The following is a 24,189-nucleotide window of genomic DNA, read 5'->3' on the forward strand; positions in this document are numbered from 1 at the left end:
ATTAATATTTCTTGATATGAACTTTTCTGTTAATTAGGGTTTTTGCCACCAAACCTGTGTATTGATATTATCGGCGCCCATGTTTGCTACAGCTTTGCTATAATTCGTTGGATTAGCAGCCTGCACATACACTGGGTAGTTTAATCTGGCAGGCATTCTTCCCCCATTTCTTAATCCAGTACCTTTAGGCAATATTGGATGTCCAGTACGCCTATATTCAAACCACTGCTGAAAATCTGTTTGGAACAAACTGAAGTACTTCTGCAAATGAATGCGCTCCATTTTACTGTCGCCTGTAGCAGATTCCAGTGGCAAAGCATCATTCCAAGACAAGCCCGCAGCAGCAATGTAATCTGTAAATTCTTGCCCAGAAATATTTGTACTAAAAGCCGGCACCCAATAGTTTATAGCATTGGCAATACCATTGTAGTAATGATTAGCTGCAGTACCTGCTATCCACCCTTTGGCTGTTGCTTCTGCCAAAATGAATTCTACTTCGGCATAGGTCATCATAATTCCAGTAAGCGGATTTTTTTGTAACGAAAAATCTGAAGCCCCCGAAGAATAGAAGTACGACTGTTTATTTTCTCGGTTACCAATTTCGTAACCACTTTCTACACCTACAAAACCTCCTGAACCTGCTGCTATGCCTAATCTGTTACGAGAGTTGGCTCCATATTTTGCGCTAATATCTATACGTGGATCGGTCCAAAAATTTAATTTAAGCATAAAGAAATTACAAAGTGATGTAATGGTAAAATCTGCCTCTCTAAGTGCGTTTACATATGGGCTGGTAAAAGGATCAGTAGTAACTGTTAGGCCCGTCCACTTTAACACTGCCGATTCAGCATTTGAATTAAATATGGGATACTTGGTTGGGTTGGTTTCGGCAATTTCCTTAATTTTTGCAATCATGGAACTGGCTACCTCAGCCTTGCCCGACAAGCGTAATAATAAGCGTAGATGTAAACTATTGCAGAACTTACGCCATAGGGTGATATTTCCTTTATAAACCGGGTCGCTTGCTACATCAATAGCTACGTTTTCCGAAAGCAAATTATTTGCTTCTTCTAGTTTTGCAAATAAAGCTTGATAAATATCTTTTTGCGGATCAAATGCCGGCTCAACCAAACCAGTCTTACCAAGATTTGCCTCTTTAAACGGCACATCACCATAAGTATCGGTTAAAAGAGAGAAAACCCAAGCTTCACACACCAATGAAATGCCTTTATAAGAATTATTTTGATATTGTGGCTGCGATGCTACTTCGTAGATATCTTTAAAATTCGTTAGTTCGCTGTACCAATTATTCCAAGTATAATCGGCTATATTAGGCCTAAAATCGTATCTAAATACAGCAAATTCATCTTCACTTTGCGCCACCGTTACTTGCATCAGTTCGTTATTAAAATTACGGTTACGCACCATGTTCGCTGTCAGCGTGTTCACCAATGCAGGCGCTAAAAGCTTATCTGGTGAGGTATTAATGATACGAATTGGATCGGTATTCTCCTTTTCAAAACCTTTGTCGCAAGCATTAAAGCCCAACATCACGAACAAAAGCGTAGTTATATATATGATCTTTTTCATGTTTTTCCTTAATTAATGCTTACCACTAAATTAAACCCATAGGTTCTGGTTGATGGGAATTGTCCTACCTCAAAACCTTGTACAATGTCGGTTCCGCTAAGTGTTCCAAATTCAGGATCGAAAACCGGCCATGTTGACCAAATGAATAGGTTACGTCCGTATACACCGATGGTAGCCCTAGATATTCGCAAAGATTTGGTTACCGAACTTGGGATGGTGTAATCTATTCTAGCTTCCCTAAGTTTTATGAAATCTGTTTTGTAAGTGGCTCCCTCGGCATTTGCTGTACCTAACATGTTACTGTAAAAAGTGGTAATGTCTTTTGCAATAATCGTATTTGGACTGTACGAACCATCAGCATTTTGTACTACACCGTTGCCAATAATACCGCTGTACCTACCAGGAAGCGTTACTGAAAGTTTCCCGAAATCGGCCAACCTACCATGCGTATAAGAATGTGCTACACCACCCTTTTGAGCATCAAACAACACATTCAATCGAAATTGCTTATACTTAAATTCGTTGCCAATACTGCCCCTATATTTTGGAATACTATTGCCCAAATAAACTGGTGTAGTGGTTAATTTTGGTAAGCCTGCATCGTTATAAACCACTTGTCCGTCAGGAGATCGCTCATAACCAATACCATACATATCGCCCATACTGCCGCCAACTTTAGCTACAATTTGAGCGCCACCTACTGCGCTAGAACGTAATAACACTGTTGTGTCGTTATTAGCCAATGCAACTATTTTGTTTTTGTTAGTAGAGAAAGTCATGAACGTAGTCCATTTAAATCCTTTACTAACATTTACAGGAGTTGCATTAATGGCCAACTCAACGCCTGAATTATTCACTTGCCCAGCATTAATAATTTGTCGGGTAAAGCCCGAAGATCTATCCACAATACGTTCTAAGATCTGGTTTCTGGTTTTACCAGTGTAATAAGCAAGGTCAAATCCTAAACGATTTTTAAACAACTTCACATCTGCACCAATCTCGTAGGTGGTTGTTTTTAATGGCTTAAGATCCGGATTAGGAATTGTAGTTGGATTTTGCAACGAACCATTTGGATAAGTTCCGTTAGAAGCTAAACCATATAAATAAGCCGTACGATATGGTGTTGTACCACCGCTACCCACTTGCGAAGCTGACAATCTCAATTTAGCAAAGCTGATGGTTTTTGGCAATTTGAAATAATCAGAAGCAATAAAACTCAAATTAGCCGATGGATAGAAAAATCCAACATTATCTGTACGGAAAGGTGTAGCTAAAGTACTGTTCCAATCGTTACGAGCAGTTATATCTAAGTATAAATAGTTTTTGTAAGATGTAGACAATAATCCATAAAAACTATTGATAGAGAAGCGAGCTGTATCCGGTACATAAACCAGTTGATTTGCAGCATTTTCTAAAGTGTAGACATTAGGCTCTGTTAAACCGTCAGCCCTAACTTCGTTTTTATAATATCTATTTTTTAACATACTGCCACCTACAGAAGCGGTAACATTAAAATCTTTATTAAGCTTTTTATCATATTTCAACAAGAAATCTCCAGTATACTCTCTCGATTCGATATCTTGTGTACGATAAGAGCCTGTTGCAAAACGTGCAGCTGTCCACGGTCTTTTTTGCTCACGTTTATCGTCAGTTTGATCAATTGTTGCTCTCAATTGCAAACTTAATTCTTTGGTAAAACTGTAATTTAGCTGTGCGTTTGCTGTAATTCCATCACGTTTAGAACCATTTATAAATTCATAAGAAATAGCATAAGGATTTTCTGGAGAAGTAGTGAAAATATCCTTCAATTCTCTAAACTCTTTACCGTTAACCCAGTAATTCCTTAACCAATTGATGTCTGCGTTGGGCAACCAAAACACATACCAATACATCACCGATTGGTTACCATAACCCATGCCAGGTAAGTTATCGCTTCGTCTGTTGGTGTAGTTTGCTTTTACAGATAGATTTAACTTTGGCGTAATTTTGGTGTTGGCAGAAAAAGACAAGTTTGTACGTTTGTAACCCGTGTTTGGGATAATCCACTCGTTATCTCCATGCGATGCAGATACACGATAAGTAGTATTTTTCTTGATATTTCCGTCTAAACTGATAGAATTAGTAAAAGTTTTCCCAGTTTCGAAAAATTCCCTTGCCTGGTTAACATAAGGTACCCAAGGTGTAGGCGTTGTTGCAGCTGCCTGCGTTACGGGATCATATTGAATGAACGATTGTCCGTTAAATCTAGGCCCCCAAGATAAACTGGTGTTGTTGGCACCATAGCTATAAGTAGCTGCACCATTTAATCCAAGTCCGTATTCGTACTGTAAATCTGGCCAACGATTAGCACTTTCCATTGCACCATTTGATGTCACTGTTACGCCAAATTTACGCTTAACACTTCCCGATTTAGTGGTGATGATGATAGCACCATTGGCACCACGCTGTCCGTACAAAGCAGATGCTCCCGGCCCTTTCAACACCGTAACACTTTCAATATCTTCTGGATTGATATCGTTAATTCCACTTCCGAAATCAGTAGGCTGTATTCCGTCAGAAGGAGCCGCTGCAGAACCTCCTGTGGCCGTACGTCTTCCACTACCAGTGCTTATCACCACACCGTCAACAACTACTAAAGCCTCGTTATCTCCAGTTAAATTGTTCTCACCCCTTAAGATAATCTTATTTGAACCTGCCGGACCGCCGTTCGAGCGAACCATATTTAAACCGGCAACCTTTCCAGAAAGAGCGTCTAACCAGTTGCCAGAAGGCGCATCGGTAAGCTGGTTGCTATCAATCTTGGTAACGGCATAACCTAATGCACGTTCTTCGCGTTTTATACCAAGCGCCGTAACCACTATCTGATTTAGGTCTTGCTGCTGTTCTAAAAGTGTAATATTAAAATTAGTTTTTGTGCCTACAGCTACTTCTTGGGTAACAAAACCTATAAATGAAAATACCAGAATACTCTTTGTATCAGGCACTCGAATGCTGAATGCCCCTTCTTGATCCGATGTAGCTCCTCCAGGTCTACCTTTAATTCTTACGTTAACGCCCTGTATGCCTACCCCTTTGTCGTCTGTAACCTTGCCCCTAATTTGAATTTCTTGGTAAGGCTTGCTTTTTAAGGTAACTGTTTTACCGTTAATTACGTAAGTGAGTGGCTCGTTCTCTAACAGTTTATCCATCACATCGGTAATAGATGCATTTTTAACCCCGATAGAAACTGGCTTAACTTTCTTTAGCAAATCTGCATTGTAAAGAAAATCGTATCCGCTTTGTTGTCTGATACTAATAAACACCTCTTCTATGGCTACGTCTTTTGTCTTAAGACTGATTTGAGCATAGCTTGATGCGCTCACTTGTAGCATCGAGGCAAGGATTATGACCACTATTAGTTTCATGGCACGAAAAATTTTCGAATAAACAAGGCGGTTCCTGCTGCAACTGAATGCAGTAATTTTTTTATACATTTGAATGTTAGGTTTAAATTTTAATGGTTGCGATATCAATTCGATTTATCCTGACTTAATTGCCCTGGGACGCTGCGAACGTTTCAGGGTTCTTTTTTTCAGGCAATCATTGTAGATTTTACTCCATAACGACTACCCTCCTTTCTTCTGACGAATTTCCTTCTTCTACTTTAAATCTAACTAAACCAGTAGCTTCCAAGCCTTTCAATAGCTCTTCTAATTTTTTAGATTTATCGTAAATACCTCCGAAGTGTTTACCATCAATTTTATCTTGATAAACTACCTGTAATTTGTACCACCGTGCTACTTGGCTCATTACTTCTCTAATGCTGTTATCCTTAAATAAGAAATAACCATTTTTCCAAGCCAACACTTCTTGCGCTCCTGCTTTTTTTATCAAAATGTCTGATGACTGTTCTTTAGCAATGGCCTGTTGCCCCGGCACTAATAATTTTTCTGTACCCAAATGCCTTAATTTCACGGACCCTTCCATAAGCGTAGTTTTAATATCATTATCATCCTCATAAGCCGAGATATTAAAATGAGTACCAAGCACTTGCACTTCAGTATCGTTCATTTTTACTTTGAAAGGTTTTTTAGCATTCTTTGCTACTTCAAAATATGCTTCTCCAACTAGAGAAACCACTCTTTCTGAGCCGTTAAACGCTGATGGATAGCTTAGAGATGAAGCAGCATTTAACCAAACTTTGGTGCCATCGGCAAGGGTAACTTTATAGGTGCTTCCCCTAGGGATAGAGATTTTATTTAACGAATTGGTGTTGTTAGCTAATTGTTCAGGAGTATCGTAGGCTAATTCGCCATTGGTAACTTTTCGTATTTCGGTACCTGCTTCGTTGGTAAGCAAGCCGCTACCTTTTTCATCTAGCGCAATGGTAGAACCGTCTGCCAATGTAAGTATCGGTGCATTAGAATTTGCATCAATAGACTTGCCATCGGCATTCGCTAACGTTTTATCACTTACAGATGGTTGCGAATTATAATTATTAGCGAAGAAAAACAAACCAGCAGTAACCAAAATGATAGCAGCTGCCGCATAAGCATACCACATTTTTACGGAGCGCTTCCTTACTGGATGTAGCTCGTCTTGTATACGCGACTGTATTTTAGCTTTTAGTTCTTCATCTCCAAGCTCTTCTTTTACCGACACCAACTTAAAATCATCCTTATAATCAAACAGTTGTCTTACTTCATCAGCATTGCATTTACCTTCTAAAAATTTTTGGTAGAGTTTGATGTATTCTTCTGACGTCATAAATTGTGTTGGTCTTTATTATATAGAGGTATTTAATTGGAGGCAACACACATCAAAATTTAATTTTTTTTAAATTATTGCAACTTTACTTTAGTTTCACATCAAATTAACATGCCGCATATAATTTTGTTGAACTTAGATTTTTGATTATCAGGAGTAAATATTTAATTTTAACTTAACCAACGAAATATATAGCCCTAAAATGTCCGAATGCCAGCAAAGTGACGAGGTTTTGTGGATTGCTGTTCAAAATAGCGATGATAAGGCATTCAATACCTTATACAATCGTTATTGGAAAAAGCTCTACGCTACCGTTTTGCACTATATTAATGATGCAGAAATTGCTGAACGAGTGGTGCAGGACGTGTTTGTGGTACTGTGGAAACGCAGGGCGCACTTAACAATCGAGAGTTTTGCTAAATACATTCACGCTACCGCACGTTATCATGTTTTTAAGGAAGTTAAGGCTAAAAAGAAAACCTTAGTAGAGTACACAGATAGCTATTTGCTGTATGACGATGCTGCTACCCAAAACAGCGGCGAGCTAAAATTAAGTTATCACGATTTCCAAAACCAGATTAGCAGTTATCTTTCTCCCCTACCTAAGCGTTGCAAAGAAATTTTTTGGCTGAGTAGAATGGAAAATCTAAGCAACGATGAAATTGCTGAAAGGTTTTGCATCTCTAAACGTTCAGTAGAAAATCAGATTACCATTGCATTAAAGCATATTAGAAGTTCTAATTTAGATATCGCTTCAATAGCGTTGGCAATTGCATTAATTACATTTACATAAGAATGGGGAGATTAATCTCCCCACTTCCATTCGCCAGCTATTTTTAGTGGCTCTTTTAATTTCTGGCTTTCTAAGAATGCTTTCAGTTCTGCATCAGAAAATCTGTTGACAGGAATTTTTGGTGTATTTGCTAAAGCGTAAATTAACATTGAAGAATAACGTACTGTATTTTTTAATCCTTGCTCGTCTACCAAATGGAAGCCATCGCCATCCGAATGGTAAAAAGGACCCGAGTTATTAGGCAATTTACTGCCAGCTCCAGTTCCAGTAGGAATGCCCTCTAACATAAACGGCTGATGGTCGCTGTGTAATCCGGCACCAGCGTGGAATAGATTTTTAAAACCTGTATCAATTTTCATCACTTCTGCACCCCAGCTCTTAAACAAAGGCTCCATTTCTTTTCTGGTTGCGGCATAACCTTTTTGGTCGTTGTTCATATCGTAGTTGAGCATAAAACGCACCTGATTTATGGTTTTGTCTTTCAAACCTTGCGCAACATAAGCTTTTGAGCCTAATAAGCCTTGCTCCTCACCCATAAACATCACAAACTCTACCGTACGTTTGGTTTGTAATTTCAGTTTTTTGAAGGTTCTAGCCATATCGATGATTGAAAAAGAGCCTATGCCATTATCGATAGCGCCAGTAGCTAAATCCCAGCTATCTAAGTGACCGCCAACTACAATTTTTTCGTTAGGCAAGGCTGTGCCTTTTAGTGTAGCAATTACGTTTCTGGCCTTAATCATTCCCGAGAAATTGGTCATATCGATCTGTGCAAATTGCGATGCTGATTTTAGTTTTTCCTTTAAAGCCATACCGTCTTCCAAACCAATACATACTGCAGGAATTGGAATTAACTTTCCAGTTACCGAAGCTGTTCCAGTAAGCAATACACCGCCTTCAACTTTGTTAATGATAACTACCCCAATTGCACCGTATTTAGTGGCGATGGCAGTTTTTTCTGAACGATGTAAAGAAGCTGTTCCAGTAGGAGAACCTGGCAGCACACCTAAGTAAATCAATGCAATTTTGCCTTTAACTTTTTCCTTTAGAGGCTGATAATCCACTTCTAAGCCATTACCAACATCTACCAATTCTCCTGTTACATTTGCTTTTACCGGCGAATGCGCTAAGGTTACCGCTTTAACAGTAGATAAATTTCCCTTATCACCTCCAATCTTTACCGCCAAAGTTTTTCTATCCCAACTTTCTACTTCAAATGGTTGATATCTTACATCAAAACCATAAGATTTGAAGAGATTGTAAGCTTGTTCTTCTGCCTTTGCACCGTTTGCAGAGCCTGTTAAACGATGTCCAATTTTTTCGGTAGACTCTTTTAAGTTTTGATATGCTTGAGAGTTAGATTGAACTTCAGTATTGATCTGTTTAAATGCTTCCGAAAAATTGTCTTGAGCTTTTACATTTAGCATCAAGGTAACAAGCGCAGCGGAAAGGATTAGTTTCTTCATTTATGGTTATAGTTTAGCTAGATTGAAGTTAGCAATTTAACGCAGGAACTAATCTGTATAGTTTAAATTTTACAATCACTTTCGTCATTTCGACCTTGTGGAGAAATCTTTTAAGTTCAATTCAAAGATTTTACTTTGTAGAGCCAGGTTCTCGGCTTCAATGCGTTGCGTTCGAGATGACGAGCACCTATCTTAATTACTTGGTTTGATAGCATTCATTGTAAGATTGCTTCGTCGTTCCTCCTCGCAATGACGAAACCACGAGCGTCATTGCGAGCTTTGCGAAGCAATCTATCTAGAAAGATACCTTTAATTACTTGGCGGCGGTAAAAAAGTTTTTTCACTTTGTTTCTTGGCATAATATCTAATCACAAAGAAAGCAACTACACCAGCCAAAACGAACATCCACAATCTAGATAAAAACAAAATAAACTCTTTGAAATACATCCAGCCATCAACTAAGTTTAAGCCTAGCCTTCTAAAGAAATCTGGTTTGTAATCGTAGATATTGTCATTAGCTACAATCATCGTTTTAATGGTATTGTCTTGATAGAAGCTTAAAGAAATAGTGCTGTACTTCACTCGTTTGTCGATGCTCAAATTCTCAATTTTTCTATCCACATAATCATCTTTGATATTAAGCGAAGTTTCTACATTGGCGCTTTTCTTTGTAGCAACTTTGTTGATTCGTTCCACCGCTTCTATCCTATTTTCAGCCTTCAGCTTGTTTTCTAGGTAATCCATACTCTTGTCTTCCATCTTTAGCGATTGATTATCTACGAAAACAGCCATGCCAGCAACCTGATTAGTAAAATTATCCAGTTGATCTGATGGAACACGAGCAACCATGTAACCATCCGTTCTATATGAAGTAATTTCTTTTAAGGAATCAGCACTAAATCTAACTTTCTCCGAATTTCGAATAGTACTGTTGATGTTGAACTCCATCACCAAACCGCCTTGCTTTTTGATGGTAGTACTTAAATCTTCTTTGGTGCGTTGCACATCTTTCACTCTAAACCGCATATCAGCAGTTTTGGTCATTTTTTCTACTAATTCTCCATTAGCAATAGCTTCAGCAGTGATGGTGTCGGTAGAAGCATAGTCTACGTTTTCAGCTTTATGTTCGGCATTACAGCCAGCAAATATGATTGCGGCCAAAGCCACAATGGCAAAATGTCTTTTCATCATCTTGTTAAAGGTTTTTAAGTTGTAAACTCATCCTTAACAACATTGTCTTAAGCATGCTAATTCCTTAAGGAAGACAATTTGTATAGAGGTTTTATGCTTAATGCTAAAAATCGTTTAAGGTAACCCATGACAGTTTTCAGTTGACGGTTTTCAATCGGCAATTTCAAAATCCTTAAGCATAAAAAAATCCCTTCACAACTAACTGCAAAGGGATTTTTCTTTTATAATTTGATTAAATTATTTTGCGTTCAAAATTTTGAAGGCAGTTACACAGCACATGATGAAACCTACCGCCAAAATTGCCCAAGATATGTACGAAAACAATACAGTATCGATAACGAAACGTAAAAATACGCCAATTACAGTAACTACTGTCCATAAAGCAAGTGAAGAATAGATAGCCGAATTATTGGCTGTTTTCATGCTGTTTTCTCTTTCTTTAGCATCCATGTTTTCTAATTTTTATTTTGTTGTGGCAAAAATAGTATTTCTTTGAGAAAAACCACTATGTTTTAATAACTTTTCAGCTTTTCTAAACGTTGTTTTGCTCTCTCCTGCTCGTCAAACTTTCCTTCTTTGTAAAGTAGCTTTTCCCAATCGCCGTACATAGGATTAGGCAGCACGATAAATTTAGTACCGAATAGATGTTGGTGCGCATCAACTTGCTCTTTGGTATCCTTTCCTTCACGATAGAAAACGTTAGAAAAATCACTCAAATTATCGCCACAAAGTAACAATACATTGTATTTCTCCAATATCTTATTTCTACGTTCCTGCTTATCAGATGTGGTACTTTTCAACAAAATATGTGCTTCATCCACATTAGGGAACCCCAAGCGTTTTAAATTCTCTACAGTACCTTTTCTATCTGCCTCATCACGATTGGTTACATAGAAAGTTTCTACGTTTTTACTAGCAGCAAATTTCAAAAAAGACAAAGCGCCCGGTACGGTATCAGCCATTGCTTTAGCAGTCCATTCGGTCCAGTGTGCAGGCACATAACTCACACCATGCTGAATTTCGTAGCCTTGAAACCGTGAATTATCTATAATGGTTTCATCAGCATCTACAATAATGCAGTTAGGTTTACCATTTTGGTTTTCCCATAAGGCCTCTTTTAAGGATAGCCGAGCGAAGTTATAAGCTTGAAAAGCCAAAGCTCTGTACTCGCCACTATATTGTTGCCATAACACGGCATTTGTCCAATCTCTTTCTGGCTTTACTTTCTGTGCTGAAGCTAAAGTGGGAATAGCCAACAAGGCGACGATTAAAAATCTAAATTTCATACCTGATAAATAAAATTCAAAAGTATAAAGTTAAATATTAAAACCCATACCTATATTCAAATGAATTGATAGTCAATTTGAAATAATTTTGGTTTACAAAAACTATGATTTCAAGAACAAACCCCTATCAACTTTTGAAACAAACATACTTGTTATGTTTTGATACGCTTGTGTAAATGTCACAGGAATTTTTGCCTTTTTATTTTCGTTCCATTTAAATTCTACAACAAATAGTTTATCTCCCTGCTGTTCAATATAATCTATCTCTTGTTGTTGTGTGGTGCGCCAAAAAAAGCATTTCGCTTCTATCTGATTTTGATGTAGATACTTTATCCTTTCCGAAATCATATAATTTTCGAAAAGAGCTCCCACATCATTTCTATTTGACATTGAATTAAAATTTCTGGTAATGGCGTTGATTATTCCAGTATCGTAAAAATAAATTTTCCTTCCTTTTTTGATTTCATTACGCACATTCCCAGAAAATGCCGGTAAAGAAAAAATCACAAATGTTTTTTCCAACAAATCAATGTAACGCTCAACTGTTTTTTGGTCTGCTTTTACCAACTGCGCCAGTTCCGAAAAATTAACTTCACTGCCTACTTGTAGTGCCAAAGCCTTCACTATCTTTTCAAAAAGTAATGGTTTCTTAACATCCTCCAAAGCAAATAAATCTTTATACAAATAACTATCTGCTAATAACTTCAAATGTTCTTCGGCATTTGGCATATCATTAATTACTTCTGGGTAAGAACCATATCGTAGTCTCTGCTCCAATAAACGGTCTTCGGTTAAAAAATCCGTCTCTTCAACGAGTTCTGCATAAGAAAAAGGCAACAGCATCATTTCGTACTTACGTCCTGTTAACGGCTCATTGATTTTTCCAACCAGTTCAAATGCTGATGAACCCGTCGCTATCACTTGTACATGCTTAAACCTATCTACAATAATCTTGATGAGCAATCCAACCTCGTTAATACGTTGGGCTTCATCTATAAAAAGTATTTCGAAACCTTCAAGCAACTGCGCTAATTGTGCTGCATTTGGTTTAGCTAAACTATCTCTTACATCGGCATCATCGCCATTAAGGAATAATGTTTTTTTATTAACCTTAGCCAATAATTGTTCTACAAATGTAGTTTTACCAGTTTGCCTAGGGCCAAATACAATAAAAGCTTTGCCCTTAAAAAGGCGTGCCATGGCATATTCTAGCTGTTTCCTTACAATCATTTTAAATCATCTAACATACAAAAGTATAATAATTTTGGATTACAATCCAAAAAAAACATAATAATTTTGGATTACAATCCAAAAAAAACATAATAATTTTGGATTTAAAAAAATCAACACATTAAAAAACCCTTACCGAAAAACGATAAGGGTCAGTATTTTTCAAGTCCCCTTTAGGGGATTTAGGGGTTTACCCATTCAATGCAGCCGCACCACTTACAATCTCAGTTAACTCAGTTGTAATTGCCGCCTGACGTGCTTGGTTATAAGACAATTTCAATGCTTTCAATAAATCACCAGCATTTTCAGTTGCTTTATCCATTGAAGTCATACGAGCACCATGCTCAGAAGCATGAGAATCTAATACCGCTTTATACAGCTGAATTTTGATTGACTTAGGGATCAATTGAGAAACAATCTCTTCTTGATTTGGCTCTAAAATATAATCAACATTAGAAGCCTTAACTTCTACCACTCCTTCTGTTTTAGGCAATGGCAACAATTGCTCGGTAGTGATAATTTGTACAGCAGCATTTTTAAACTGATTGTACACCAACTCTACCTTGTCAAACTCGCCTTTTTCGAAACCAGCCATAATAGCCTCGGTAATTTTAGTTACATTTTCGAAAGTAAGTGCTTGGTAAACATCGTTATTATTACCTATTACTTTGTAATTACGTTTCTCGTAAAAATCTTGAGTTTTCTTTCCAATAGAAACGATACTTACATTACCATTTTTAAGCTGCTCGCTATATTTTTCGGCAATTAAGTTATTTGTGGCCTTAATCACGTTCATGTTAAAAGCACCAGCTAATCCTCTGTTAGAAGATACAGCAACAATCAACACTTTATTAGGCACTCTTTCGTCAGTAAACGGAGAGGTAGAACCTTCTAAACTCGCAGAAAGATTTCCTAAAATCTCTTTCAACTTGGTTGCATAAGGACGTAATTGAATGATTGCATTAGTAGCACGCTTCAACTTCGCTGCCGATACCATTTTCATTGCTTTGGTAATCTGCTGAGTTGACTGCACAGAGGCAATACGATTTCTTACTTCTTTTAAATTGGCCATCTTTTAGTATAGTGTAATGAGTATTGCGTATTGCGGCTGATTTCTCAATACGCAATACGCTGTTCTCAATACTAAATTTTAGTATTTACTTGAAATTTCTTTTGCTACAGTTTCCAATACACCTGTAATTGTGTCATCAAATTTACCAGCTTTTAATGCTGCTAAAGTTTCTGGATGACGCAATTCTAATGCTTGTAAGTAGTCGTTTTCAAATTCTTTCACTTTGCTTGTAGGTACGCTACGCATCAAGTTTTTAGTACCAGCGTAAACAATAGCTACTTGTTTCTCTACTGTAAATGGAGAGAATTGAGCTTGTTTCAACATTTCTACGTTACGAGCACCTTTATCAAGTACAGATTTAGTAGCAGCATCTAAATCAGAACCGAATTTAGAGAAAGCCTCTAACTCACGGTATTGTGCTTGGTCTAACTTTAAAGTACCAGCAACTTTTTTCATTGATTTAATTTGTGCGTTACCACCTACACGTGATACCGAGATACCTACGTTAATTGCCGGACGGATACCAGAGTTAAACAAGTTAGACTCTAAGAAGATCTGACCATCAGTAATCGAAATTACGTTAGTAGGGATATATGCAGAAACGTCACCAGCTTGAGTTTCGATAATTGGCAATGCAGTTAATGAACCACCACCTTTAACGATACCTTTGATAGACTCTGGCAAATCGTTCATGTTTCTAGCGATATCATCGTTAGCGTTGATTTTCGCAGCTCTTTCTAACAAACGACTGTGTAAGTAGAATACGTCACCTGGATAAGCCTCACGACCTGGAGGACGTTTCAATAATAAAGAAACCTCACGGTAAGCCACAGCTTGTTTAGATAAATCATCATAAACAATTAAAGCTGGACGTCCAGTATCACGGAAGAACTCACCAATTGCAGCACCCGCAAACGGAGAGTAGAACTGTAATGGAGCAGGCTCAGCCGCAGATGCAGAAACAACTACTGTATATGGCATTGCACCATTCTCTTCTAAAGTACGTACAATATTTGCTACGGTACTTGCTTTCTGTCCGCAAGCAACATAGATACAGAAAACTGGCTGACCAGCCTCATAAAATTCTTTTTGGTTGATGATCGTATCGATACAAACCGCAGTTTTACCAATTTGACGGTCACCAATAACCAACTCACGCTGACCACGACCAATTGGAATCATCGCATCAATAGCTTTGATACCAGTTTGCAACGGCTCGTTTACTGGCTGACGATAGATTACCCCAGGAGCTTTACGCTCTAAAGGCATTTCGTAAGTAGCACCAGCGATAGGTCCTTTACCATCAATTGGCTCACCTAATGTGTTTACTACACGACCAAGCATACCTTCGCCAACTTTAATCGAAGCAATTTTCTTAGTACGTTTAATGGTATCACCTTCTTTGATCTCATCAGATGGGCCCAATAATACCACACCCACGTTATCTTCTTCAAGGTTTAATACAATTCCTTGCAAACCGTTTGCAAACTCAACAAGCTCACCACTTTGAACTTTAGTTAAGCCGTAAACACGAGCAATACCATCGCCCACTTGCAATACAGTACCAACTTCTTCAAGTTCAGCTTCTGATTTGAAGCCGGCCAATTGCTGTCTGATAATTGCCGAAACTTCGTCTGGTCTTACCTCTACCATAATTTTATGTTATTTTGATATCTTTTTGTAAATGTTTATTGTTTGGCGTTAAGCGTTTGGCGTTTTATCGCAATTCGCTCATCGCAATACGCAATACTTCTATTGCGCAAATTCCTTTTTCAACTTTGTTAAACCACTTGCAATGCTGGCATCAAATTGCTTATCGCCAACTTTCAAGATAAAGCCACCAATTAATGCTGGATCTACTTTTTCTTTTAATACAACCTCACTAGCAGCTAATTCTTTCTTCACTAATGCAACCACTTCTGCCCTATTAGCCTCAGTTAGTTCACCTGCCGAAGTTACCTCTGCAGTAACAATACCTTTAATAGCATTGTATTGTGCAATAAATTGCTCCGATGTATCATACAAGATAGAACTACGACCTTTGCTTACTACCAGTTTAAAGAAACTAGCGGTAATGGCGTGTACTTTACCTCCAAAAATCCCTTGCAAAATACCTTGCTTTTTATCCAAAGGCACAATAGGGTTTTTAAGGATAGCTTCCAACTCAGAATTATCGTCTACTATCTTTTCAAAAAACACCATATCATTCTTCACTTCCTCTACAGCGTTTTGCTCTTTAGAAAGATCTAACAATGATTTTGCGTACCTAGCTCCTGCTTTACTTGACATATATTTTTCGTTTAGCGTTGGGCGCATTGCGTATGGCGTTCAAAACGCTTATCGCTTATCGCCTATCGCAAGACTTTTAATTTAATTCAACGTCTTTTAACAAATTGTTAACCAACTCTTGTTGCTTAGCTTTATCATCTAACTGCGTACGTAAAACACGCTCAGCAATATCTAAAGACAAAGCAGAAACCTGACCTTTTAATTCTGCCAAAGCAGCTTTCTTTTGGTTCTCGATTTCGATACGAGCTTTCTCAATTAATTTAGCACCTTCTGCTTGAGCTTGATTTTTAGCTTCGTTCACAATGCTATCTTTTAAAGATTTAGCTTCTTTCAAGATTTGGTCACGTTCTTCACGAGCTTGCTTCATCAAATCCTCATTTTGAGCACTTAAACGAGCCATTTCTTGTCTAGCTAATTCAGCTTTGTTTAAAGCCTCATCAATGCTTTGCTCACGATCGTGGATACCTTTCATGATTGGTTTCCAAGCGAATTTGCCTAACAAAAACACTAATACTAAAAACGCAATAGTATTCCAAACTAACAGACCAACTTCAGGAATTAATAAATCCATCTTATATAATTAATAATATCTTTTAATGTTAAACTTTCTTTAAACAAGCACCTTAGCGGCAACCCCGAAAAGGTGCTTATTTAAAAATTTCTCTTTGATTATTTTGCGATCAAAGAAACTACTACTGCGAATAACGCAACAGCCTCGATGAAGGCAGCAGCGATAAGCATAGCAGTTTGAATTTTTGAAGCGGCTTCTGGTTGACGAGCAATAGATTCCATTGCAGATCCACCGATTTTACCGATACCTAATCCAGCGCCAATTGCAGCTAAGCCTGCGCCGATTGCAGCTAATGTTCCAGTCATTTTTCTGATTTATTTATTATTGTTTAACAATTATGTTCTAATTAATGGTGCTCTTCTACTGCCATACCAATAAACAGGGCAGAAAGAATAGTGAATATAAACGCTTGAATAAATGCTACCAAGAACTCAATTAAGCCAATGAACACTGCAAAGAAAATTGAAGCAGGTGCAACAGCGTAAGAGTTAAAGATGAAAATCAAGCATAGTAGCGACATTACCAAAATGTGACCCGCTGTAATGTTTGCGAACAAACGAATAGCTAGAGCGATAGGCTTTGTAAACATACCGAAAATCTCTACAGGGATCATCAATGGTTTTAACCACCAAGGCACTGGAGGGTTTAAAATGTGTCCCCAGTAATATTTATTTGCTTTAAAAGTTGTAATTAAGAAAGTAGCAGCCGCTAAAACCACCGTTAAAGCAATGTTACCAGTTACGTTAGCACCTCCCGGGAAGAAAGGAACCAAACCTAACATATTGTTTAACCAGATAAAGAAAAACACAGATAACAAATAAGGCATGAAAGCCGCATACTTATGACCTAAGTTTGGTCTAGCAATATCATCACGTACAAAAAGGATAATCGGCTCTAAAAAAGATTGAATTCCTTTTGGAGCTTTACCAGCTCTTTTCTTGTAACCAGCAGCAACTGTTGTAAATACAATTACCAATACGATAATTGACAACAACATACTGAATACGTTTTTAGTGATTGAAAAATCTAAAGGACGAGCGTTGGTTACATACGCTTCACCTTTCTCATCTGTTACATGAGAAACATAAGAACCATGTGCATCTGCCGTAGCATTTGCATAGTAAATTTTATTATGAGCAATAGCAAAACGTTGTCCGTTTTTCTCTACCACAACTTTACCAGCATCATCAAATTGAAAAGCAGATGAACTAAAGGTTACCAAACCGTTGTCTGTCCAAAGGATAATTGGCAAGTGCAGCGTTACACCGTGATCACCGTGACCGAAAATTGTAAAGAAGTGACTATCGCTAATGTGATGGAAAATAAAAGAAGTAATATCGAAGCCTTTTTCCTCTTTTCCGTGCTCATCACCATGTGCCACTGGAGCAGCAGCTTCGTGACCATGAGCAGCTACGCTATCAACTTGCGCAAAAGCAGTAGTGTTAAATCCTAAAAACGCAGAAAAAAGCGTAAAAACAACAATTAGCCTCTTAACTTTTGACACAAAAACTCGGTTATAATCCATTTACTCGCAGATTTTTACTATTTATTTTGGTGGCGCAAGTTACGTAACAAACCTAATATTTCAAAGAGGGTGAACAATAAATATAAAGAAAAAAAATTGAGGGCAAAAGCCATATCGCCCTTGGTTTGTTTTAAGCTGTAAATCAGCACAAAAGACATGGCAAATAACATCTTGATAATTACCGAGCCTAAAATTGCAAAAACACCAATTTGAGGATTTCTTTTGATCCCAATATCAGCCAAAATATAGGCAATCAGCGTTAGTCCTGCCAGAAAGCCAAATACCAGCCAAAATTGGCCCGCAATTGCCTCTGGAAAAAAATGTTTGATGGCAATAGATATGCCTGCTAGTAAAAGCGTATATAATAAATAGCTAACAATAAATTTTCCTAATCCCACGCTGTTGTTTTTTCACAAAGGTAGGTAAATACCTAGCAATAGGCTAGTTTTTATTAAGAGAACGTACCACTTGATAAAGCGATGCCCCCACACCAACAATTCCTAAAATGGCAGTAATGATGAAATTATCATTTTTATAATGCTCATCTATTTTATAGCCTATAAATGTAAATACAACAATTGTAGCCAACATCTGAAAGGCAACTCCAGTATATTTAATGTAATTAGAGGCACGTTTATTCAACGGCTTATTGTTTTCTTCTTCCAACATTTGGTAAATTATAGTTCAAACTTAGATAAATTGCTTTCTTATACAATAGAAGAACGGAATTACATATCAAAAGCAACTTATCGATCTCTCCTCTTCCATTGAAAATATGTTTTTATAGAGGAAATATTAAGATTATATTGCCGAATAAAATATTTTTGCAGATATATTGTTATATATAAATAACTGAAAACCACTTGAACACCTACAGTAAAAACATCTATCAAACGGCTTTGTTCAGCTTATTGCTGGCATTTATCTATGGCTGCTCGTCCCAAAGGGATACTGCTGCAAATAGAAAGCTCCAAAATCTATCCGCAAGATATAACCTTATTTATAATTCTAATGTTTTGTTAGATGAATATTTAGAAGGCGTAAACCAAAGCAGAAAAGACAATTTTGACAACTTTCTTCCTCCTTATCACGCACCTGCAATAGCGGATGTAAACAATGCTGGCACAAAAGTAAAGGAACTTGATGAAATTGAACAAAAGGCGAGAACAATTATTGCCGAGAAAAACTTTAGTAATTATATTGACGATGCCTACATCCTTTTAGGTAAAACCAATTTTTACCAAGGCAAGTACTATAATGCCAATGCTTATTTCGATTATGTAGCTAATGCTTATCAGAAAGATCACAAAACCTATTTAAACGCCCTTAATTGGAAGGCACGAAGTTTAATAGAACTAGATGATATTGCTGCCGCAGAAAAGGTGTTAGATACAATGGTTATTGAACTGGATTCGGTTAAACGCCACAAATCGGAGCCCTTAGCAACTTTAGCCCAGATGAATATCATTAAAGAGAATGATAAAGAGGCGATAGTATATTTAGAGCGAGCGCTAAAAGCTGGTCCTACTTCTTTAAATAGAATAAGGTGGACTTATACTTTGGCGCAACTGTACGAAAGTGAAAAGCAATACGAGAAAAGCTTGGCAGCGTACCGTAAGGTAGAAAAAAGCAATGCCCCTTTTGACATGTATTTTAATGCGAAGTTAAGCGGAATTAGGATTACCGAGCAACTGAGTGGTAAGGAATTTGACCGTAAGGCTGCGCTTACCAGAATGCTGAAAGACGATAAAAACTTCGATTTCAAAGATCAGATTTATTATGAAATAGCTGAAGATTATTATGCTGGCGAGGATTTTGGCAAGGCAGAAGAGTATTACAATCTTTCGGTTAGAAACAGCACTGCAAACAACGTTCAAAAAGCACTTTCTTATTTAAAAATTGCCGATCTGAACTTCAAGCATTTTAGTGATTACGTAACTGCAAAACTTTATTACGATAGTACTGCCTTATCATTACCTAAAACACATCCGCTGTACAATACCATTGCTAATAAGGCGCAAAACTTGGCTTACCTTCAGCAGCGATACGAAACGATTAGCCTACAAGATACTTTACAACGAATTGCATTATTGCCAGCTACAGAAAGGGAAAAAGCGCTGAGCAATTATTTTGCGATCAAAGATGAAAATCGAAACAATAATTCGAGCATTAATGATGCTGGATCAGCAAGTACACGTAGCAATAATTCTACTTTTGGAAATAGAAACACGGGGTCCTTCTATTTTGCGAACTCAACAGCAATAAGCAGAGGATATAATGAATTTAAAAAGCGTTGGGGCAACAGAAAGCTAGCGCCAAACTGGAGGCAAAGTGCTAAATCGCCATCGCAAAGCCAACAAGAGCAATTGGCTGCAGGAACTGTAGATATTGGTGCAATGCCCAATGATCCCGATGCGGCTTCTCCAGAAACACCCCAATCATCAGTATCCGTAGTATCTTACCTAGATTCGTTACCAACTACACCTGCGTTGCTGGAAAAATCGAACCAAAAAATTATTGCTGCTTATTTAGACATGGGTAGTTTCTATCAGCAGGTGCTAAATGACAAACCCGAGGTAATTAAAACATATCAAGCTCTGCTAAAAAGATTTCCAAATAATGGGAAATTAGACATGATCTATTACAGTTTGTATTTGGCCTATCAAGGTACTGACAATGCCAAATCTAACGAGTACAAAAATCTAGTGCTTAGCAAATATCCTAGTTCAGTTTTTGCGAAAACTATTTTAGATCCTAACTTCTCGATGAAGCAAAATCAATTGGAAGCTACTTTGAACAATGCTTACGAAGGGTTATTCGACAAATTGCAGAATAGAGCATTTAAGGAAGTAATAGCTGGAACAAACGAGATTAACCAACGTTTTCCAGGCAATACGATGGAACCTCAGTATGATTATTTAAAAGCCATCGCCGTTGGAAGAACAGAACATGTGGATCAATTGATCACTGCATTTCAGCAAATTTCTGAAAAGCACAAAACAGATAGACTGATTAAGCCACTTGTAGATCAGCATTTGCTATACATTAATGCTCATTTAATCGAGTTCAAAAAGAGGAAAATAGCCTTGCCAAGTTACGATCCTTATGAAATTCCATTTGCCGAAAATAAAACAAGCATCAGGTTAAATGAGCCAATCATTGCCAATGTGTTAGATCCAACTGGAAAAAAATCTACTTATGTAGCTCAACGACCAGCAGAAAAACCTGTGGAGCAAAAACCAATAGAAGAAAAGCCAAAGGTTGAGCCAAAACCAGAAGTTAAGACTCCTGTTGTAGAAGTTAAAAAGGATAGTGTAATTGTAACGAAGCCTACTGAACCGAAAAAAGATTCCGTTATTGTAGCAAAACCACCAGTAGAAGTAAAAAAAGATAGCGTAATCGTAGCAAAGCCTATTGAACCGAAAAAAGATTCGGTAATTGTAGCACCACCAATAGTAGCGAAAAAAGACAGCGTAATTGTTCCGCCTGTCGCCAAAATTGATTCTGTAGTTACGCCACCCGTTGTAAAACCAGAGCCTGTGAAAGAAACGTTGTTTAATCCGGCTTCATCAAGTAATTATTATGTAATTGTGGCGGTAAATTCTGCAAGCTTAAACTTAAGTTCTTCTCGTTTTGGTATCGGACAATTTAATCGAGGCAATTATTCTGGCAGCAATTTACGCCACCAACTTAGGGAATTAGCCGAAGATCAACTGGTTATTGTTGGCGATTTTACAAGTATAAACGATGTAAAACAGTACGAACAAGCAATTAAGCCACAATTAGGCAGAATTATGAAAGTACCTGCCGCTAATTATACTATTTTTGCAATCAGCAAAGAAAACCTAGAGAAGATTACCAATCGTGATACTTTAGAAAGGTACATTAGATATATCAATAGCAATGAACTATAGGAACAGAGTAAATCAACAATCACTACCTCCAGAATTAATCAGAAAATATAACTGGCGAATTTGGAAATTATTAATAGTAGGTATTCTAGCCTTCGCTATTTTTATTGTAATGATTGGCTTTGGCGTATTTGGAGAAATACCATCGTTTAGGGCAATTGAACATCCAAAAAGCAACGAAGCTACAGAGGTAATTTCCGAAGATGGCAAGGTATTGGGCACCTACTTCGTTAAAAACAGATCTAACGTAAATTATAGCCAAATTTCTCCAAATGTTATCAACGCTTTAATCGCTACTGAAGATATTCGCTTCCGTTCGCATTCTGGTATCGATTTTAAACGTACGTTTACCATTTTCTTTTATGCCATGGTAGGCAAAAAACAAGGAGGAAGTACTATTACGCAACAGTTGGCGCTTAATCTCTTCTCTGAAGAAGGAAGAGCAAAAAACTTCCTCAAACGTATTATCCAAAAATTTCAGGAATGGGTAATTGCCATTAAATTAGAGCGAAACTATACCAAAGAAGAAATCATTACCATGTATTTAAACACAGTTGATTTCGGAAATAACGCTTACGGCATCAAATCTGCGGCTAGGGTTTATTTCAACACTACACCAGATAAATTAACTGTGCCACAAGCAGCGGTGCTTATCGGTTTGCAAAAAGGTATCACACGTTATTCGCCTACCAAAAACCCGGAGCGTTCTTTAGATAGAAGAAATACCGTGATGGCTTTGATGGTGAAAGAAGGCTATATTACTGAAGACGAATTTGCTGGCGAGAAAGAAAAACCGCTTAACCTACGCTTTAACGCGGCTACAAATAACGACGGTATTGCACCATATTTTAGAGCTGTACTTAAAACAGAGGTAAGGAAAATTTTAGAAGAAAGATCTATCAATAAAGCCGATGGTACACCTTATGATTTAGATAGAGATGGATTGAAAATCTATACTACGATTAACTACGACATGCAGGTTTACGCCGAAGAGGCACAAAAGGAGTACATGAAAACGCTGCAAGCCCAGTTTACCAACAGCTGGAAAGGTAGAAATCCCTTTAAAGGTAAAGACCAGTTAATAGAACAGGGAGTAAAAAGATCTGACAGGTACAAGTCGTTAAAATTGGAGGGGAAATCTGATGAAGAAATTACCACCGACTTTAATACGCCAACAAGGCTATCGATATTCACATGGAAAGGCAACATCGATACCTTGATGAAACCTATCGACTCGGTGAGATATTATAAATTGTTGTTACGCAATGCGATGATGGCGATGGATCCAAAATCTGGTGACGTTAAAGCTTGGGTGGGTGGCATCAATTTCGAACACTTTAAATACGATCAGGTGAAAATGGGTAAAAGACAAGTTGGTTCTACGGCTAAACCGTTTACCTATGCAGTAGCTATAGAAAACGGTTATTCCCCTTGCTATAAAGTACTAAATGAGCCTGTAACTATCTCTAACCCTGGCAGCCCAGATTGGACGCCTCGTAACTCGGGCACACCACTGCCAGGAGAAATTACCTTACAAAAAGGTTTAGCTTATTCACAAAACTATATTGTAGCTTTCTTGATGAAACAGGTTGGTCCGGTTGCCGTAGCAAATGAGATTAAAAAGATGGGCATCACAAGCGATGTCCCAGCTGTGCCCTCAATTGCTTTAGGAACTTTCGATGCTTCTATTTATGATATGGTGGGTGCCTATGGCGTTTTTGCAAACAAAGGTGCTTGGACACAACCTAACTTTATCACTAAAATAGAAGATAAAAACGGCGTAGTACTTTACGAAAGTAGACCAATTATTAAAGTAGCTATGAACGAAGAAGTTGCGTATGTGATGACCCGAATGTTGCGTGGCGTAGTTACTGGTGGAACAGGTTCCCGCTTAAGTTACAAATACAAAGTAAATGGCCCAATTGGAGGGAAAACAGGCACAACGCAAAACAACTCTGATGGTTGGTTTATGGCCATTACACCAGATTTAGTGGCAGGTGTTTGGACAGGTTGTGAAGACCGTGCTTTTCACTTCACAAGTACCAGTTACGGAGAAGGTGCCAACTCAGCCTTACCTGTGTATGCAGGCTTTATGAAGCGTATTTATGCCAACCCGAACCTTAAAATTGGCAAAACCGATTTCGAACCACCTGCTAGTGGTGTTAACATTATTTACGACTGTAACCAGTATCAGCAACAAGAGCAGAATACTACTACTGAATTAGACAAGAAACTCGGATTTTAATCCATTTAGAACAATATGATCAGACAGACCCCGTAGTTTAAAAGCTCCGGGGTCTAATTTTAACAAAACATCTCCTATTTTTTAAATGCTTTTCCACACGGCACAGGCGTACGCTCAATGCCGTTAAGCTAAGGATTTTTAGGTGACCTCCAAGAGGTCAAATATTTATAGAAAAAATAGGCGAAACAACATTCGACCCCGATGGGGTCGAACAAAATCGACAATAATTCTGGGGCTATAAACATTAAAATCCTACGGATTTCCCTTAACTCAA

19 protein-coding genes are annotated in these 24,189 nt (G+C 37.7%); 3 read left to right on the plus strand and 16 right to left on the minus strand.

What is annotated here, in order from left to right:
- Positions 1 to 33 precede the first annotated feature (33 nt).
- From REI64_RS07230 to REI64_RS07240, 3 genes are all read right to left on the minus strand, one after another.
- A complete protein-coding gene (locus REI64_RS07230; protein WP_308849442.1) occupies positions 34 to 1,590 on the minus strand; it encodes a SusD/RagB family nutrient-binding outer membrane lipoprotein in 1,557 nt (518 codons plus the stop codon).
- 8 nt (positions 1,591 to 1,598) lie between these two features.
- Positions 1,599 to 4,961, minus strand: a complete 3,363-nt coding sequence (locus REI64_RS07235) for a SusC/RagA family TonB-linked outer membrane protein (RefSeq protein WP_308849443.1) — start codon at positions 4,959 to 4,961, stop codon at positions 1,599 to 1,601.
- A 220-nt stretch (positions 4,962 to 5,181) separates the two neighbouring features.
- Positions 5,182 to 6,336, minus strand: coding sequence for a FecR domain-containing protein (locus REI64_RS07240; RefSeq protein WP_308849444.1), 1,155 nt, complete (start codon positions 6,334 to 6,336; stop codon positions 5,182 to 5,184).
- 202 nt (positions 6,337 to 6,538) lie between these two features.
- On the opposite strand from REI64_RS07240, the gene REI64_RS07245 reads away from it, so the two are divergent.
- The gene (locus REI64_RS07245; RefSeq protein ID WP_308849445.1) at positions 6,539 to 7,129 is read left to right on the plus strand and encodes a sigma-70 family RNA polymerase sigma factor; all 591 of its coding nucleotides are present in this window, start codon (positions 6,539 to 6,541) and stop codon (positions 7,127 to 7,129) included.
- 11 nt (positions 7,130 to 7,140) lie between these two features.
- Here the strand turns inward: REI64_RS07245 and REI64_RS07250 are convergent, their stop codons facing one another.
- The 13 genes from REI64_RS07250 to REI64_RS07310 form a co-directional block, all read right to left on the minus strand.
- Positions 7,141 to 8,595: a M28 family peptidase gene (locus REI64_RS07250; RefSeq protein WP_308849446.1), complete on the minus strand. Its 1,455-nt coding sequence runs from the start codon at positions 8,593 to 8,595 to the stop codon at positions 7,141 to 7,143.
- 309 nt (positions 8,596 to 8,904) lie between these two features.
- Positions 8,905 to 9,786 (minus strand): DUF4349 domain-containing protein, encoded by an 882-nt coding sequence (locus tag REI64_RS07255; protein ID WP_308849447.1) that lies wholly within the window; start codon positions 9,784 to 9,786, stop codon positions 8,905 to 8,907.
- Positions 9,787 to 10,023: 237 nt separating this feature from the next.
- Entirely contained in the window at positions 10,024 to 10,236 is a 213-nt protein-coding gene (locus REI64_RS07260; RefSeq protein ID WP_308849448.1) for a hypothetical protein, read from the minus strand.
- Between the two features lie 62 nt (positions 10,237 to 10,298).
- Positions 10,299 to 11,072: a 5'-nucleotidase, lipoprotein e(P4) family gene (locus tag REI64_RS07265; protein WP_308849449.1), complete on the minus strand. Its 774-nt coding sequence runs from the start codon at positions 11,070 to 11,072 to the stop codon at positions 10,299 to 10,301.
- 102 nt (positions 11,073 to 11,174) lie between these two features.
- Positions 11,175 to 12,302 carry an ATP-binding protein gene (locus REI64_RS07270; RefSeq protein WP_308849450.1) on the minus strand — a complete coding sequence of 376 codons (1,128 nt, stop codon included), beginning with the start codon at positions 12,300 to 12,302 and terminating at the stop codon, positions 11,175 to 11,177.
- Positions 12,303 to 12,492: 190 nt separating this feature from the next.
- The gene (gene atpG / locus REI64_RS07275) at positions 12,493 to 13,374 is read right to left on the minus strand and encodes an ATP synthase F1 subunit gamma (RefSeq protein WP_308849451.1); all 882 of its coding nucleotides are present in this window, start codon (positions 13,372 to 13,374) and stop codon (positions 12,493 to 12,495) included.
- Between the two features lie 78 nt (positions 13,375 to 13,452).
- Positions 13,453 to 15,027, minus strand: coding sequence for a F0F1 ATP synthase subunit alpha (gene atpA, locus REI64_RS07280; protein ID WP_308849452.1), 1,575 nt, complete (start codon positions 15,025 to 15,027; stop codon positions 13,453 to 13,455).
- Between the two features lie 99 nt (positions 15,028 to 15,126).
- A complete protein-coding gene (gene atpH, locus REI64_RS07285) occupies positions 15,127 to 15,663 on the minus strand; it encodes an ATP synthase F1 subunit delta (protein WP_308849453.1) in 537 nt (178 codons plus the stop codon).
- Positions 15,664 to 15,739: 76 nt separating this feature from the next.
- Positions 15,740 to 16,234 (minus strand): F0F1 ATP synthase subunit B, encoded by a 495-nt coding sequence (locus tag REI64_RS07290; RefSeq protein ID WP_308849454.1) that lies wholly within the window; start codon positions 16,232 to 16,234, stop codon positions 15,740 to 15,742.
- 98 nt (positions 16,235 to 16,332) lie between these two features.
- On the minus strand, positions 16,333 to 16,539 hold the full coding sequence (atpE, locus tag REI64_RS07295) for an ATP synthase F0 subunit C (protein WP_010601523.1): 207 nt from the start codon (positions 16,537 to 16,539) through the stop codon (positions 16,333 to 16,335).
- Between the two features lie 41 nt (positions 16,540 to 16,580).
- Positions 16,581 to 17,759, minus strand: a complete 1,179-nt coding sequence (gene atpB, locus REI64_RS07300; protein WP_308849455.1) for a F0F1 ATP synthase subunit A — start codon at positions 17,757 to 17,759, stop codon at positions 16,581 to 16,583.
- A gap of 17 nt (positions 17,760 to 17,776) precedes the next feature.
- On the minus strand, positions 17,777 to 18,157 hold the full coding sequence (locus REI64_RS07305; RefSeq protein ID WP_308849456.1) for a hypothetical protein: 381 nt from the start codon (positions 18,155 to 18,157) through the stop codon (positions 17,777 to 17,779).
- A gap of 43 nt (positions 18,158 to 18,200) precedes the next feature.
- Entirely contained in the window at positions 18,201 to 18,428 is a 228-nt protein-coding gene (locus tag REI64_RS07310; protein ID WP_308849457.1) for an AtpZ/AtpI family protein, read from the minus strand.
- 194 nt (positions 18,429 to 18,622) lie between these two features.
- Between REI64_RS07310 and REI64_RS07315 the strand changes: the two genes are divergently transcribed.
- Both REI64_RS07315 and REI64_RS07320 read left to right on the plus strand, forming a co-directional pair.
- On the plus strand, positions 18,623 to 21,673 hold the full coding sequence (locus REI64_RS07315; protein WP_308849458.1) for a gliding motility protein: 3,051 nt from the start codon (positions 18,623 to 18,625) through the stop codon (positions 21,671 to 21,673).
- Positions 21,663 to 23,915 carry a transglycosylase domain-containing protein gene (locus tag REI64_RS07320; protein ID WP_308849459.1) on the plus strand — a complete coding sequence of 751 codons (2,253 nt, stop codon included), beginning with the start codon at positions 21,663 to 21,665 and terminating at the stop codon, positions 23,913 to 23,915. Before REI64_RS07315 ends, REI64_RS07320 begins: the two co-directional genes overlap by 11 nt.
- Positions 23,916 to 24,189 lie beyond the last annotated feature (274 nt).

Origin of the sequence: Pedobacter sp., assembly GCF_031119335.1 — a bacterium.
Classification (GTDB): Bacteria; Bacteroidota; Bacteroidia; order Sphingobacteriales; family Sphingobacteriaceae; genus Pedobacter.

Excerpts from the sequence above, each read along its gene's own strand:
- REI64_RS07230 (WP_308849442.1), bottom strand. The coding sequence starts at position 1,590 with ATGAAAAAGATCATATATATAACTACGCTTTTGTTCGTGATGTTGGGC.
- REI64_RS07235 (WP_308849443.1), bottom strand. The coding sequence starts at position 4,961 with ATGCTACAAGTGAGCGCATCAAGCTATGCTCAAATCAGTCTTAAGACA.
- REI64_RS07240 (WP_308849444.1), bottom strand. The coding sequence starts at position 6,336 with ATGACGTCAGAAGAATACATCAAACTCTACCAAAAATTTTTAGAAGGT.
- REI64_RS07245 (WP_308849445.1), top strand. The coding sequence starts at position 6,539 with ATGTCCGAATGCCAGCAAAGTGACGAGGTTTTGTGGATTGCTGTTCAA.
- REI64_RS07250 (WP_308849446.1), bottom strand. The coding sequence starts at position 8,595 with ATGAAGAAACTAATCCTTTCCGCTGCGCTTGTTACCTTGATGCTAAAT.
- REI64_RS07255 (WP_308849447.1), bottom strand. The coding sequence starts at position 9,786 with ATGATGAAAAGACATTTTGCCATTGTGGCTTTGGCCGCAATCATATTT.
- REI64_RS07260 (WP_308849448.1), bottom strand. The coding sequence starts at position 10,236 with ATGGATGCTAAAGAAAGAGAAAACAGCATGAAAACAGCCAATAATTCG.
- REI64_RS07265 (WP_308849449.1), bottom strand. The coding sequence starts at position 11,072 with ATGAAATTTAGATTTTTAATCGTCGCCTTGTTGGCTATTCCCACTTTA.
- REI64_RS07270 (WP_308849450.1), bottom strand. The coding sequence starts at position 12,302 with ATGATTGTAAGGAAACAGCTAGAATATGCCATGGCACGCCTTTTTAAG.
- atpG (WP_308849451.1), bottom strand. The coding sequence starts at position 13,374 with ATGGCCAATTTAAAAGAAGTAAGAAATCGTATTGCCTCTGTGCAGTCA.
- atpA (WP_308849452.1), bottom strand. The coding sequence starts at position 15,027 with ATGGTAGAGGTAAGACCAGACGAAGTTTCGGCAATTATCAGACAGCAA.
- atpH (WP_308849453.1), bottom strand. The coding sequence starts at position 15,663 with ATGTCAAGTAAAGCAGGAGCTAGGTACGCAAAATCATTGTTAGATCTT.
- REI64_RS07290 (WP_308849454.1), bottom strand. The coding sequence starts at position 16,234 with ATGGATTTATTAATTCCTGAAGTTGGTCTGTTAGTTTGGAATACTATT.
- atpE (WP_010601523.1), bottom strand. The coding sequence starts at position 16,539 with ATGACTGGAACATTAGCTGCAATCGGCGCAGGCTTAGCTGCAATTGGC.
- atpB (WP_308849455.1), bottom strand. The coding sequence starts at position 17,759 with ATGGATTATAACCGAGTTTTTGTGTCAAAAGTTAAGAGGCTAATTGTT.
- REI64_RS07310 (WP_308849457.1), bottom strand. The coding sequence starts at position 18,428 with ATGTTGGAAGAAGAAAACAATAAGCCGTTGAATAAACGTGCCTCTAAT.
- REI64_RS07320 (WP_308849459.1), top strand. The coding sequence starts at position 21,663 with ATGAACTATAGGAACAGAGTAAATCAACAATCACTACCTCCAGAATTA.